Origin of the sequence: Bradyrhizobium sp. CCBAU 11386, from assembly GCF_028128955.1 — a bacterium.
Taxonomy (GTDB): Bacteria; Pseudomonadota; Alphaproteobacteria; order Rhizobiales; family Xanthobacteraceae; genus Bradyrhizobium.
Genome location: NZ_LBKA01000194.1, coordinates 21,772 through 34,107 on the forward strand (window position 1 = coordinate 21,772; position 12,336 = coordinate 34,107).

The window sequence follows — 12,336 nt, forward strand, 5'->3', positions numbered from 1 at the left end:
TTCTTCGCTCACGTAACGCAGAGCATCGCAGGAACTGCCGCTCCGTTTGCGGAGGCTTGGGAGGATCTTCACGGCTCTCCTGTCAGGTGGGAGGAAGCACGGGCTCGGGCTTGACGAGTTCTTCCAGATCAGGCTCTCCGCAGCGCGCGAGCATCAATTGCCGGACCTGGCCGCGCAGCCGAACGATTGATTGGAAGTCGGTACCTGTGGGCAGGACCGGAGCGCCGAACTCGATGCTGATCGCGCTGCGGCGAGGAAACCACTGGTCACTACGCAAGACTGTTCGCGTTCCCTTTATGATGCCGGGCAGGATGGGAAGGTTGGATTCAGCGGCAATCTTGAACGCGCCGAGGTAAAAGCTGGACAGTCCGGCCCTGCGGGTAAACGTCCCTTCAGGAAAGAAGACAAGGAGACGCCCCGCGCGGGCAAGTGCGGCGAGTGTCGTGGCGTCCGCCAAGCTTGCCGAGACGTCATAACGTTCGACAAAGGGAATCTCGAGTCGGCGTAGAATCGGTCCGGCAATCCGCTGCTGCGCCAATTCGCGCTTCGCGACGATAGCCGGTTCGCCGGGAAGCGTGGCGGCGAGGACGAGGGCATCCATATAGCTGGAGTGGTTGAACACCAGCACAGCTCCCTGCGCCGGAATTGTTTCAATGCCGCGGATTGTAAGAGGTATCCCCATAGCGGCCAGCGAAATGCGCCCGATCCGCCGAAGCGCCGCCCAGCGCGCCTTCGGCGCAGGCAGAACGAGCACTGCGAGGCATCCGGCGACGAACGCGCAGCCAAGCGCGATCCACCACCACGCTGCATAGAGGCTTTCACCGAGCAATCGGCCGAGCCGCCTGAGCTGTGGACCTGCGCCTCCTGCAGCAAGACGCAACAGCTGCCACCACAGCGCACGTCGGCTCGGGCCGATATGGCCGCTCTCATAGAGATCCCTGGCTGCACTGCGGCGGATCTTTCCGCTGGAGGTCTTCGGCACGGTGCGTGGGGGCGCAAGCACAATTTCGTCAGGCGGTGTGCCTGCGACATCGGTTACCACCTCATGCGCCTGGGCTTGCAGGCTAGCGCGGGCCGCCTGATCGGTCTCCCGAGTCTCGACCAGCACAACGACTCGTTCTGTGCCGGAACCGCGATCGGCGACCCCAAACACCGCTACACCGCCCTTGTGAACGCCGGGCACATTGGCAACCGCTTCCTCGATCTCCTGGGGATAGAGATGCCGGCCGGCACGTATGATGATGTCCTTGATGCGGCCGGTGACGAAGATATCGCCTCCGGCCATGTAGCCGCGGTCGCTGGTGTCGAGCCAGTCGCCGTGAAACAGTTCACGGGTCTTGATCTCGTTGCGAAAATAGCCGCGCGTGGCCGATGGACCACGGAACTCCACCCGTCCTTCTCGCCGCTCGCCAAGCTCGTAACCGGCCTCGTCAACCACCCGGATTTCATGTCCCGGAAGTGGCTGGCCGCAAGCCGGGATCTCCAGCGCCACCGTACCGTCGGGCCCTGCCGGTGCAGCGATGCCGTGAATGCTGAGCTGGTCGCGGTCGACGCGATCTATCAATGGTCCGCGGCCGAGGGGCGGGAAGGCCAGGCCAACTGAGGACTCGGCGAGCCCATAGACCGGCGCCATTGCCCGCCCGGGGAAACCGTAGCGGCCGAACCGTTCGGTAAATTTGCGCAACGTCTGGACGCTGACAGGCTCGGCGCCGTTGGCGACCATGCGCAGCGAAGAAAGATCGAGTCCCTTCAGATCGTCGGCGGTGATCTTGGCAAGGCAAAGTTCGAAGCCAAAGTTTGGCGATGCCGAAAATGTTGCGCGATACCTGTGCATCGCCCAAAGCCAACTTTGAGGACGGATCAAAAAGCTCAACGGCGACATCACGTAGAGTCTTGCCGGATAGTGCAGGTATCCGAGCCAGGCGCCGATCAGCCCCATATCGTGGTACAGCGGCAGCCAGCTAACGAAGACGTCAGCCGAACTTGCGTCCATCGTCGTCCCCATCGCCCGGATGTTGGCAAGGAGATTCGCGTGGGTCAACACAACGCCTTTTGGGTCACCAGTACTACCCGATGTATACTGAATCAATGCTAGTGCGCTCGCATCCGTGAGCTGAGGTAACGTGACCGTCGATGCCGATACTTCGATATCGTCAACGCTGGCTACCGTGGTCAGGCTCTCCACCAGATTGCCCAACAAACCCGCCAATTGCCGCCCTTCCGGCATCGTGATGAGCATGCAGGCACCGGCATTGCGCAGGATCCCGGTTTGCCGCCGCAAGTGATCTTCGAGCTGCGAAAGCCGCATTGGCGGGTAGATCGGTACCGGGATTGCTCCAGCATAGAGAATGCCGAAGAACGCCACAAAGAATTCCACACTGGTCGGGAGCATGAGGCCGACCCGGTCTCCCGGCGAGACGTCGCGACCGATCAGACCCATCGCCATGCGCCTGGCTCTGGCCGCAAGTTCCCCATAGGTGAGCGCCCCGAGAACCGTCGCCTCGTCCTGCAGCACGGTCAAATGCAGGCGATCGGCGTGTCGCGCAGCGTGCCAGTCCAGCACTTCGATCAGGGTCTGCGCCGCGCTCGCTGCCGGTACGGCCGGAAGCGGGGGAGACGGCGGTACGGCGAAAGCAGCGTGCTCGAGTGCGGGACCCGCTTGTTCGAGAGAGCGGACCAGATCCTCGACTGTCTCGGCTTCTCCGATCGCCTGTGCGGGAAGGTGCACATGAAAAGCCCGCTCGATGCGCAGGATCAATTCGGTGCGGGCGAGGCTGTCGATCCCAGATCGCGTTCGATGCGGCTGGAGGGCTCGATCTCGATGAAGCGGCTGCGCTGGGGATGGAGCTCGCGGACGAGATCGCGCACCAGCGCGGTCAGGTTGCGGCGCAGCTCGTCATTGCCCGATGCAGCATCCATGAAATCTACTTAGTTCGCGCCACTTAGATGGCATTGACTAGAGTCAAGACGGCTGCAAGCCTCTGGCCAAAGCTTTGAGCTGAGCTAGGTCAAGAAGCCGGACCATTTTGGAAGGATATCTTCACCCCCATCGCCATGGCCGAGTCTGGGTCGTCATCATGAATGCCGGCACGCCACTTCGCCCGCTGCATTTCCCTTCGAACCACTGTGACTTGCCATGACTGACAGATCACGCATGGTCCGGCTCTTCCTGTGCGGAGATGTTATGTGCGGACGCGGCATCGACCAGGTGCTGGCGCACCCCTGCAGCCCCGAGATTTACGAGGACTATATGCGATCGGCGGAGGATTACGTTCTGCTTGCCGAGCAGGCGAACGGACCGATTCCGCGATGCAACGGCCCGTCCTACATCTGGGGCGCTGCACTGAACGAATTCGAGCACATGCAGCCGGATGCGCGCATCGTCAATCTCGAAACGGCGGTGACCCGCAGCAACGATTACGTGCACAAGGGTATCAACTACCGCATGAGTCCCGAAAATGCTGGATGCCTCGACGCCGCCAAGATCGACTGCTGCACGTTGGCCAACAACCATGTGATCGATTGGGGCCGCGCCGGTCTGCTCGAGACGCTGATGACTCTGCAAAAGCTCGACATCAAGGTAGCCGGTGCGGGGCGCAATGCTGAGGAGGCGCGCGCACCGGCCGTGCTCAAGCTTTCGAAGGCGCGGCTCCTGGTCTTTTCCTTTGGCTCGCCGTCAAGCGGCGTTCCGGTTGATTGGGCGGCGACGGGCGATGGTCCAGGTGTCAACTTGCTGCCAGACCAGTCCGAGGCGAGCGCCCTGCGCGTCGTTGACCAGATCGCCGCACTCAGGAGGCCGGACGATCTCGTCGCCGTTTCGATCCACTGGGGATCTAATTGGGGATATCATATCCCGGATCAGCAGCGGACGTTCGCGCGGACGCTTATTGACAAGGCCGATGTTTCCATCATTCACGGCCATTCGTCGCATCACCCGAGACCAATCGAAGTCTATCGCGATCGTCTCATCCTCTACGGCTGCGGTGATTTTCTGAATGACTATGAGGGGATCCGTGGTTATGCGAGGTACCGCGACGATTTGGCGCTGATGTATTTCGCGGATCTGGATGCTTCCGGCGGAGACCTTCACGCGCTCAAACTGCTTCCCCTGCAGATCAAGAACTTCCGTCTCTCCGTTCCGGAGCGGCAGGACATCGAATGGATCGCGCAGACTCTCGATCGGGAATGTCAGAGGTTCGGGACAAGGCTTGCGCTTGATTCCGAGGCGCGGCTCGTGGTCACCGGACCAAAGAAAGGCGGCTGACTGTTCCGGTCGCGAACGATCGGGCAGCAAAGCTTGCGAGGGGACCTTTCAGCAGGTCACATGAAAGAGCCCGATCTTCTTTCCACGCGATCGGTTGAACACTCCCATTGCCTCGGCTGTCGGTTCCAGCAGGACCTTGCAGCCATGCTTCTTGAAATAGGCTTCGGCTTCCGGCGACAGATGCACATTGCCCATTTGGCCGGAGCCGATGATGATCTGCTCACAGCCCTTCTCGAAAAGAAATTTTGCTTCGTCTTTTGAGAGTGTGTGCGAGGTACCATAGAGCTTTTTCGACAGCTTCTTCTTGCGCTTCACGATTTCACCTGAAAGCCGAATGACCACGTCGTGGTCATATGTCCTTCCGTCAATGGTTATCTCGCCGAACCTGGTGCCCTCAATCGTCATCGCCATATCCTCCACGCATTAGTCCGCCTCCCGCTCGACCACACAGCAGTGAGGTGCCTCGACGCCGATCTCACCCTCGCTCAGGACTATTCCGGTCACGGGATTGGGGCGGAAGGTCGTGCAGCCTATTAATTGCAGATCATACGCCAAATCATAGACCCGGCTAAACTCGGCGAACGGACAATATTCGGGGACATTGATCGTCTTGGAGAGGGAGTTGTCGACAGATGGCTCCGGCGTGCGGGCTCGAAGGTGTGATCGACTGATCAAGCTTTCGTGAAAGAGCTGCTCCGGTCGACTCCCGAGCGGCGAGTGAGAGGCCGGCGGCGGCAGGCTTCGTGCTTCGCAAGTGAGTCACGCTGCTTACCCGGCGCAGCTCCGCGACGTACCGGGATGAGTGCGAAAAACCGTACTCCGTACCTAAGATGGGAGGAAGACGAGTGAGTGGTTCGGTGGACGAACGACAAGCACCGGGATGCTGCTATGCGTCAGCACCTTGGTGGTTTCGCTCCCCAGCACAATGGCCGAGATCCCGCGTCGGCCATGTGATGCCATGACGATCAGGTCGCATGATTTCGTGGCTGCCGTGTCGATGATCGCCTGATAGGGGTGATCATGCTCGAGATGCAATGTCTCGCAGCTCACCCCGCTCGTCGATGCAACCTCCTTGGCGGCATCCAGATATTTGCTCGCGACGGTCGCGACGTGCTTCGCGTACTGCTCTGGCGTATCGGTGACCATGACCGGCTCGAGCGCAAAGGTGTGAAAGGGAGTGGAGACGGTCAGGACCGTGACCTTGGCACCGACCGACTTGGCTAGTGCGATGCCGTATTCGACCGCTGTCTGCGACAGTGCAGAGCCGTCGGTTGGAATCAAAATATGCCTATGCATACCGTCTACCCAGGAAAGGAGGTTGGAAAAGCTAAGCGCTGGCGCGCCAGTCATCATGATCTGAATCAAAGACGCCTGAGGTTCGGGAGGCCATACGGAGGCCTTGTTCACCGGGGCGACCGGAATGGGCACGCAAAGTGATGCCGATGAAGCCACGGCTATTTGATCGCCCAGTCGGTGTCCTGTCCGCGCGGTCCGCGAACCCGGTCTCAGGGAAGTACAGACGAATGGCAGCGCGTTTCGTGGGGCAGGCTCTCAGCCTCAGCATCGGATTGCTTCTGTGCTTGCCGGCACACATCGAGGCCGCCGACCTCAGCAAGGTAGCGAAACAAGGCAAGATGGTCCTTCAAGAAAAATGCGGCCGCTGCCACGCGATCGAAGCTGTTGGCAAGAGCCCGCTCAAGGAAGCCCCGCCGATGCGCGATATCTACGCCCGGTTCAATCCACGCGAGCTGCAAGCAGAGCTCTCGGAGGGCATGGTTTCCAAGCACAGGGAAATGCCACAGATCGAATTTTCCGATGAAGACGTCCACGCGATCCTTGCCTACCTTTACGCTCTCGCGGTCAAGAAATGAGATCGGGGCATGCTCACAGGGGATCGAGACGGTGTCGCAGGTTCGCGACACGCCGACAGATAGTATCTCATCTCCTTTCGATCGGTCCCGTCGGGTAAGCGAGGGGGCTCAAGACATGCACAAGCGCCGATCCGTGATGCTGGTCGTTTTGGACGGCTGGGGTTGGCGAGACGAGATCGCTGACAATGCCGTTCGTCAGGCGCGAACTCCCAATTTCAACCTTCTATGGGGCAGCTGCCCGCATGCCCTCCTGCGAACGTCGGGCCAGGATGTCGGGCTGCCGCAAGGGCAAATGGGTAATTCTGAGGTCGGGCATCTCAACATTGGCGCCGGTCGCGTCGTGATGCAGGACCTGCCGCGCATCAGCGCGGCGATTGCCGACGGCGAGATCAAGCATACGGCCGCCCTCATCGGCCTGATCGACCGGCTGCGGCAGACCGGCGGTACCTGCCACCTCTTGGGCTTGGTCTCACCAGGGGGCGTGCACTCGCATCAGGATCACGCGGTAGCGCTCGCGAAGATACTCACTGAGGCCGGTGTGTCTGCAGTCTTGCATGTGATTACCGACGGCCGTGACACCCCGCCGCGGTCTGCAATTGGGGATATTTCGCGCCTGAGCGCGGCGCTGCCGCCCTCCGTTCCGAGCGTGACGGTTTGTGGGCGATACTATGCCATGGATCGCGACCATCGCTGGGAGCGCGTGGTCAAAGCCTATGACGCGATCGTGAAAGCGGAAGGGCCACGCTTCCCCGATCCTCTCGCGGTGATCACCGCTGCTTATGCGAACGATACCGGCGATGAGTTCGTGTTGCCTGCGGTCGTCGGCGACTATCGTGGCATGCGGGAGGGAGACGGCGTGCTTTGCTTCAACTTTCGCGCCGACCGCGTGCGCGAGATTCTTTCAGCTCTTCTCGATTCCAGGTTCTCCGGCTTCCCGCGCCGGCAAACCGTGCATCTCGCCGCCGCGGTTGGCATGACGCAATACAGTGAGGAACTGGATGCGTTCATGCAGACAATCTTTCCGCCCCAGAGCCTTCCAAACGTCTTGGGCCAGGTGGTGGCCGACGCGGGCCGCACGCAGTTACGTATGGCCGAGACTGAGAAGTATGCACACGTGACCTACTTCTTTAACGGCGGTAGAGAGGTCCAGTATCCGGGCGAGGACCGTATCATGGTTCCGTCCCCTAAAATTGAAACCTATGATCTGCAACCGGAGATGTCGGCTGCCGAACTAACTGACAAGGCCGTGGATGCGATTGGCTCCGGCAGGTACGACCTGATCGTGCTGAATTATGCCAACCCCGACATGGTCGGTCACACCGGCAACCTGCCGGCAGCGGTCAAGGCTGTCGAGACTGTCGATACGGGATTGGGCCGCCTCGCAGAGGCAATACGAAAAGCCGGCGGCGTTTTTCTTGTCACCGCTGACCATGGCAATTGCGAGCTAATGCGGGATCCCGAAACTGGTGGTCCCCACACCTCCCACACGACAAATCCCGTGCCAGTCCTGCTGGCGGGCGCTGGCGATACATCGCTAGCGCAAGGACGGCTTGCGGATGTCTCCTACGTTACTGGAACTGATGGGCTTGCCGAAGCCGATGGAGATGAGTGGGACTTCCCTTCTGCGGCCGGGCGCTGTTGCAGCAGCGGGCGTCTGGGAAGAATAAAGGTAAGATCGTAAGCGTCCTGCTTGAGTTGGCTCTCCTCCGGGAAACCACCTAAGCAAATGACCGAAATTTCGAGAGCCGGCCTCCTCTGCTACTCATTGGGCTAGCAACAAGAGGAGGCGGTAATGATCGTGATTTCGCTGGCTTTGGCGAGTGTCGGTCTTTTCGGCGCTCATGTTTGGGACCTCTATCAAGACGTAAGACCGGTAGTGGTGCGGGTAGCCGGCAGGCGCTTTTCGACGACGAACAAAGACCGACGGCGGTGAGCTCTAGCATCGGGGCAAGCTGTAACGAGATGCTCCATCCCATCGATGGAAATCGTTATGCAGGAAATTGTACGGAGCAGCAGGTGTGTGCGTGGAAAGCAGAACGCTCGGAGCGGAGAAGCGCCACGGACACTGGAGTGCTTGTCGTTCGCCGCTTGAGGAAAGGCACCTACGATGCCACCCGAAGCAAACGTGATCCAGCCCTGATTCGCACGCCAGTTCGCATGGCGTGATTTGGATTTGATAGTCCCCGATGAGGCGCAGATGTTCAAGTTCATCCTGGTGCCAATCGATCTCGCCGACACCGATCATCTGGCGAAGCCTGCGATTTCTGTTGCGGCAACGCTCGCTAATACTTGGAAGAGCACGATGCGCCTGCTCTATGTGCTGCCGATGACGCCGGCGACGCTGGCCGAATATGTGCCGACCGATTTCGACGCCCAGCAGCGCCAGACTTCCGAAGAAGCCCTCGCTATCGTGGCGCGTGAATCCGGCATCGAGCCGTCGCGGATTTCGATCGTTGTACGGCAGGGCGGCATTTACCACGAAATTCTTGAGGAAGCCGCAGCCATCCGCGCCGACCTGATCGCGATGACGTCGCATCGGCCCGCGATGCGCACCTATCTCCTTGGCTCTAACGCCAGCCATGTGGTGCGCTACGCTAAATGCTCGGTGTTGGTGGTGCGGCACTGAAGTCTAGGCTCAGCTGGACCGGCTTCGCAATGAGGTGTCAGGTGGGCCGCTCGACAACCAATCGTATGTGCGCGGTCGGCCATTTGACCCATCAGGACGTAGATCCCCGCTCCGACCGTAATTCCGGTGCCGTAGAGCACGAGAAGCGGAAGTCCGAGGCGGCGTTGCAGGCTGGCCGGAAGTTCGAGCGAGCTCTCTGGTACGTTGGAGATCCCTTCCTTTGCGCCCCGCAAAATGCAACTCGGATTTCAAATCCAGCAGCTGCGGCGATCCGAACTTGATCTGTGTCAACCGCATCCTGCGAGGCTGGTGCGAGGTTACACCATCGAGACGAGTGGAGCAGGCCGGTGTCCATCGCCACAGTGATGGTTTACGTTGATCCCACCCAGCAAGCAGAGGGCCAGGTGCGCGTGGCGCGTGGCGTGGCGAACAAGTTCGGAGCATTCCTCGTCGGTGTCTCCGCCCTTGAGGTTGAGCCGACCTTTGTTGCGGAAGGCGTCATCATCCAGCAAACGACCGCAGCCGATCTGGAGCGGATGAAGTCCGTTCTGGTTGGCAAGGAACAGTGGTTTCGGAGCATCGTTGGACTTCAGCAGGAGAGAGTCGAGTGGCGCTGGACAGTCCAGTATCCGACCGTGTTTCTGGCGGAGGACAAGGTCGGCGGACCTAGTGGTCGTGAAGCGTGACCAAGACGGGATGGACCCATACCATCATGTTGATCCCGCCGAGGCGATGCTTCGAATGGGGCGTCCGACACTCTTTGTTCCGGAATATGTTTCGGAGCTGCGGGCCGACCGCGTCGTCGTTGGCTGGAAAGATACCCGAGAAGCCCGCATCGCAGTTCGGGATGCGCTTCCGTTCCTCACCGAGGCTGCAGAAGTAATGATCATCGAAATCTGTACGTCGGATGAGCAGGATGCGGCCCACCGGAGACTTCGCGATGTCGCCAAATATTTGCAGGCCCACGGAGCGAAATGCCGAACCGAGGTTCGCGTTCAAATGGCGGAGACTGATGCACATCAGCTTATCCGGCTAGCAAGCGATGGGGGGGCGGATCTGATCGTAACTGGAGGGTACGGCCACAGCCGTTTGGGCGAATGGATGTTCGGAGGTATGACGCGTGGTCTCCTTAACGAAGCGCCTTTCTGCCTACTGATGTCACATTGAATCTGCGCCGGCGGCCGATGGACGGCGAGTTCGTTCATCAAGAGGGCAGTTCGATGCCGATAGGTACCCCTCGTACGAGGCCGAAGTATCTACGGGGCATCACGGCGCCGCCAGCCATGGGCCGAGCAAAGTGCCTCTCCTAAAAGTCAACAGAGCAGCAGCCGCAGGTGAGACCAGGCCAGGCATGGCAATACCAAACGCCTTTGGCTGGCCGCGCAAGGTCCATATTGTGTTAGCAGTTGTAGGATCACATTGGCGATCAGAGTAGCCACCAGCAGCCAGGCTGCGGGAAGATGCTCTAGCTGATAAATTCGCGCAGCGGAAAGTTTGGGCCAGCCGCTGGCTGGCCACGAGTTCAGCTTGATCCCTGTCAACGCGGCGCCGAGCGGCCGTGGAATCCTTCATCAATTTGTTCGCCGTCAGCGCCTGTGATATGATCACAAGGATGAGTCCGATCGACATTGTCCGGCTCTTTGGTGCGACCTCGTGGATATGGGTCTCTTGGCAGTCCGAGTTTAGCGCGCGTCATCAAGCTCCGACGACAGCTGTCGACGGCATTATTGGGAGACGCAGTGCTATTTCTTTTCGATTGAAATGCCACGCTCGCCGATGCTGATCTCGACGCCAGTCGTTTTCTGTCGCTCCCGGTAGACTTGATAGCCTAGTATCCCCGCGATGACGGCGAGCCCGCCGATGACGAGGTAAAGAATATTGCGAGACATTGTCCGGGAATCCTAATTTATGCGCTTCGCTCTTCCAACCACGATGTGGCCGATCAAAGCTTACGAGGCAGTCACCAAATCTGATGCAAATCAACGGACTCGAACGAGACATCAGCTGTAGTTTCAGACGATTTACCCCCCTCAATCAGCGTTGATCGAGGTCCTAGTGATCTGACGGAAAGCGCAAACAGGAGTTGAGAATGTTCGGGCTGAAACGACCAACTCGCATTGATCTCCGTGCCGCTTGCGTCTTACCGGGCTAAGACCAGAGGCCAAAGATCCATTTCGCGCCGAGGATGGTCTCCCAGACTGCCACCAACTCGACTGCCAGCACAACGACGCTGGCCAGCATCGCGATCGATAGCAGGAGCCCATCCTCCTCGAGATAGCCTCCTCGAGATAGGCCAAGGAGATCAGCGCGATCACGAGGGCGGGGACGACGTTGCTGAGAGGGACCGGCGTGAACAGCAGGGTGATGTTCAGGTCCTTACCATAAGGCCTGTCATGAGCGCGGCTTGATCGAGGCTTAGACCGCCCCCGGCCGGTGATCTCTGCGCCTGGTTCACTCAGAAGTCGCCGTTATGCAATACTCTGTTGATTTGGATCATTACGGGAAGCGCCAGTTCCGGAGACTAAGAAACGATCGCGATGCGCCTGAGCGGTGATCGTGGCCGAGCGTCACGAGGGTGAAAGAAGTATCGCATCGGCTGTCTACTATTAGCAGGCTCTTCACCAGGCCCTCCGGGGGACAGGTAAGGAGAGAGGGAATTGGACAGATGAGCCGTCTCCACAAAGAGACCCACCTCGTTGCGCGCATCGGCTGGTTGAGAGCGGCGGTGCTCGGTGCCAATGATGGGATCATATCAACCGCCAGTCTTATCCTGGGAGTGGCGTCTGCTGCCGCCTCCCGAAGCGATGTTCTCTTGACCGGGATCGCCGGACTGGTTGCCGGCGCGATGTCCATGGCGGCTGGCGAATATGTTTCAGTCAGTTCGCAGTCCGATACGGAGCATGCCGACCTCGCGCGTGAGAAGCGCGAGCTGGCGGGCGATCCGGTGTCTGAGAGGGAAGAGCTTGCTCAGATTTATGTCGCGCGAGGCGTCGAGCCCGCCCGCCCGCGAGGTTTCGAAGCAATTGATGGCAAAGGACGCCCTGGGTGCGCACGCCCGGGATGAGCTGGGCATTTCGGAAATCAGCACCGCTCGTCCGGTGCAGGCGGCATTAGCATCGGCCGCAACTTTCTCCGTCGGAGCGGCAGCGCCGCTTGCGCTTGTCTTGGTCTTGCCATCCAATCTCTTGATCCCAGCGGTCGCTGCGGGTTCGCTGCTATTCTTGTCGCTGCTTGGCGCGATCGGTGCCAAGGCAGGAGGCGCCGGCCTGTTGATACCAACCCTACGCGTGACATTTTGGGGGGCCTGCGCGATGGGATTGACGGCTGGAATTGGCGCAGTTGTTGGCAAGGTTGTGTGAGCGTCGCAGCCCTTGCGACGCCACCTATGCAGTCTCTTGGCTTCTCACTGGCACGTATTGGACAAGCACCTGCTTATAGGTCCGCTTTCGGACTGACGAGCGGCCTTCCTAGACGCGCGCGGGGACCAGCGAGGACTTGGAGCAGGTCGGGGCTCTTCGATCCGCGTTCGAAGCCCGGCCAAGGGCCAGGTCTTTAGCACGGAGCGCTCGATTAGA

11 protein-coding genes and 2 pseudogenes are annotated in these 12,336 nt (G+C 59.9%); 7 read left to right on the plus strand and 6 right to left on the minus strand.

From position 1 onward, the window contains the following. Positions 1-82: 82 nt before the first annotated feature. Together XI09_RS13795 and XI09_RS13800 are read right to left on the minus strand one after the other, a co-directional pair. Positions 83-2,758 carry an AMP-binding protein gene (locus tag XI09_RS13795; RefSeq protein ID WP_271567319.1) on the minus strand — a complete coding sequence of 892 codons (2,676 nt, stop codon included), beginning with the start codon at positions 2,756-2,758 and terminating at the stop codon, positions 83-85. Then, positions 2,755-2,919, minus strand: coding sequence for a hypothetical protein (locus XI09_RS13800; protein ID WP_271567320.1), 165 nt, complete (start codon positions 2,917-2,919; stop codon positions 2,755-2,757). Before XI09_RS13800 ends, XI09_RS13795 begins: the two co-directional genes overlap by 4 nt. A 217-nt stretch (positions 2,920-3,136) precedes the next feature. On the opposite strand from XI09_RS13800, the gene XI09_RS13805 reads away from it, so the two are divergent. Further along, the gene (locus tag XI09_RS13805) at positions 3,137-4,264 is read left to right on the plus strand and encodes a CapA family protein (RefSeq protein WP_271567321.1); all 1,128 of its coding nucleotides are present in this window, start codon (positions 3,137-3,139) and stop codon (positions 4,262-4,264) included. A gap of 48 nt (positions 4,265-4,312) precedes the next feature. Here the strand turns inward: XI09_RS13805 and XI09_RS13810 are convergent, their stop codons facing one another. Both XI09_RS13810 and XI09_RS13815 read right to left on the minus strand, forming a co-directional pair. Next, positions 4,313-4,669, minus strand: coding sequence for an Mth938-like domain-containing protein (locus XI09_RS13810; RefSeq protein ID WP_271567322.1), 357 nt, complete (start codon positions 4,667-4,669; stop codon positions 4,313-4,315). A 420-nt stretch (positions 4,670-5,089) separates the two neighbouring features. After that, entirely contained in the window at positions 5,090-5,671 is a 582-nt protein-coding gene (locus XI09_RS13815) for a universal stress protein (RefSeq protein WP_333939086.1), read from the minus strand. A 116-nt stretch (positions 5,672-5,787) separates the two neighbouring features. On the opposite strand from XI09_RS13815, the gene XI09_RS13820 reads away from it, so the two are divergent. The 5 genes and pseudogenes from XI09_RS13820 to XI09_RS13840 all read left to right on the plus strand — a co-directional run bounded on the left by XI09_RS13820 (position 5,788) and on the right by XI09_RS13840 (position 9,928). Continuing rightward, on the plus strand, positions 5,788-6,135 hold the full coding sequence (locus XI09_RS13820; RefSeq protein ID WP_271567323.1) for a c-type cytochrome: 348 nt from the start codon (positions 5,788-5,790) through the stop codon (positions 6,133-6,135). A gap of 115 nt (positions 6,136-6,250) precedes the next feature. Further along, a pseudogene (gene gpmI / locus XI09_RS13825) lies at positions 6,251-7,802 on the plus strand (2,3-bisphosphoglycerate-independent phosphoglycerate mutase). Positions 7,803-8,332: 530 nt separating this feature from the next. Then, a complete protein-coding gene (locus XI09_RS13830; RefSeq protein WP_271567324.1) occupies positions 8,333-8,761 on the plus strand; it encodes a universal stress protein in 429 nt (142 codons plus the stop codon). A 347-nt stretch (positions 8,762-9,108) separates the two neighbouring features. Beyond that, on the plus strand, positions 9,109-9,447 hold the full coding sequence (locus XI09_RS13835; protein WP_271567325.1) for a hypothetical protein: 339 nt from the start codon (positions 9,109-9,111) through the stop codon (positions 9,445-9,447). Further along, positions 9,437-9,928, plus strand: coding sequence for a universal stress protein (locus XI09_RS13840; protein ID WP_271567326.1), 492 nt, complete (start codon positions 9,437-9,439; stop codon positions 9,926-9,928). The genes XI09_RS13835 and XI09_RS13840 overlap by 11 nt, the downstream gene beginning before the upstream one ends. A 99-nt stretch (positions 9,929-10,027) precedes the next feature. Here the strand turns inward: XI09_RS13840 and XI09_RS13845 are convergent, their stop codons facing one another. Together XI09_RS13845 and XI09_RS13850 are read right to left on the minus strand one after the other, a co-directional pair. Then, on the minus strand, positions 10,028-10,390 hold the full coding sequence (locus tag XI09_RS13845) for a hypothetical protein (protein ID WP_271567327.1): 363 nt from the start codon (positions 10,388-10,390) through the stop codon (positions 10,028-10,030). 113 nt (positions 10,391-10,503) lie between these two features. Beyond that, complete coding sequence (locus tag XI09_RS13850) at positions 10,504-10,650, minus strand: hypothetical protein (RefSeq protein WP_271567328.1); 147 nt, start codon at positions 10,648-10,650, stop codon at positions 10,504-10,506. 881 nt (positions 10,651-11,531) lie between these two features. Between XI09_RS13850 and XI09_RS13855 the strand changes: the two are divergent. Further along, a pseudogene (locus tag XI09_RS13855) lies at positions 11,532-12,120 on the plus strand (VIT1/CCC1 transporter family protein). Positions 12,121-12,336: the final 216 nt, after the last annotated feature.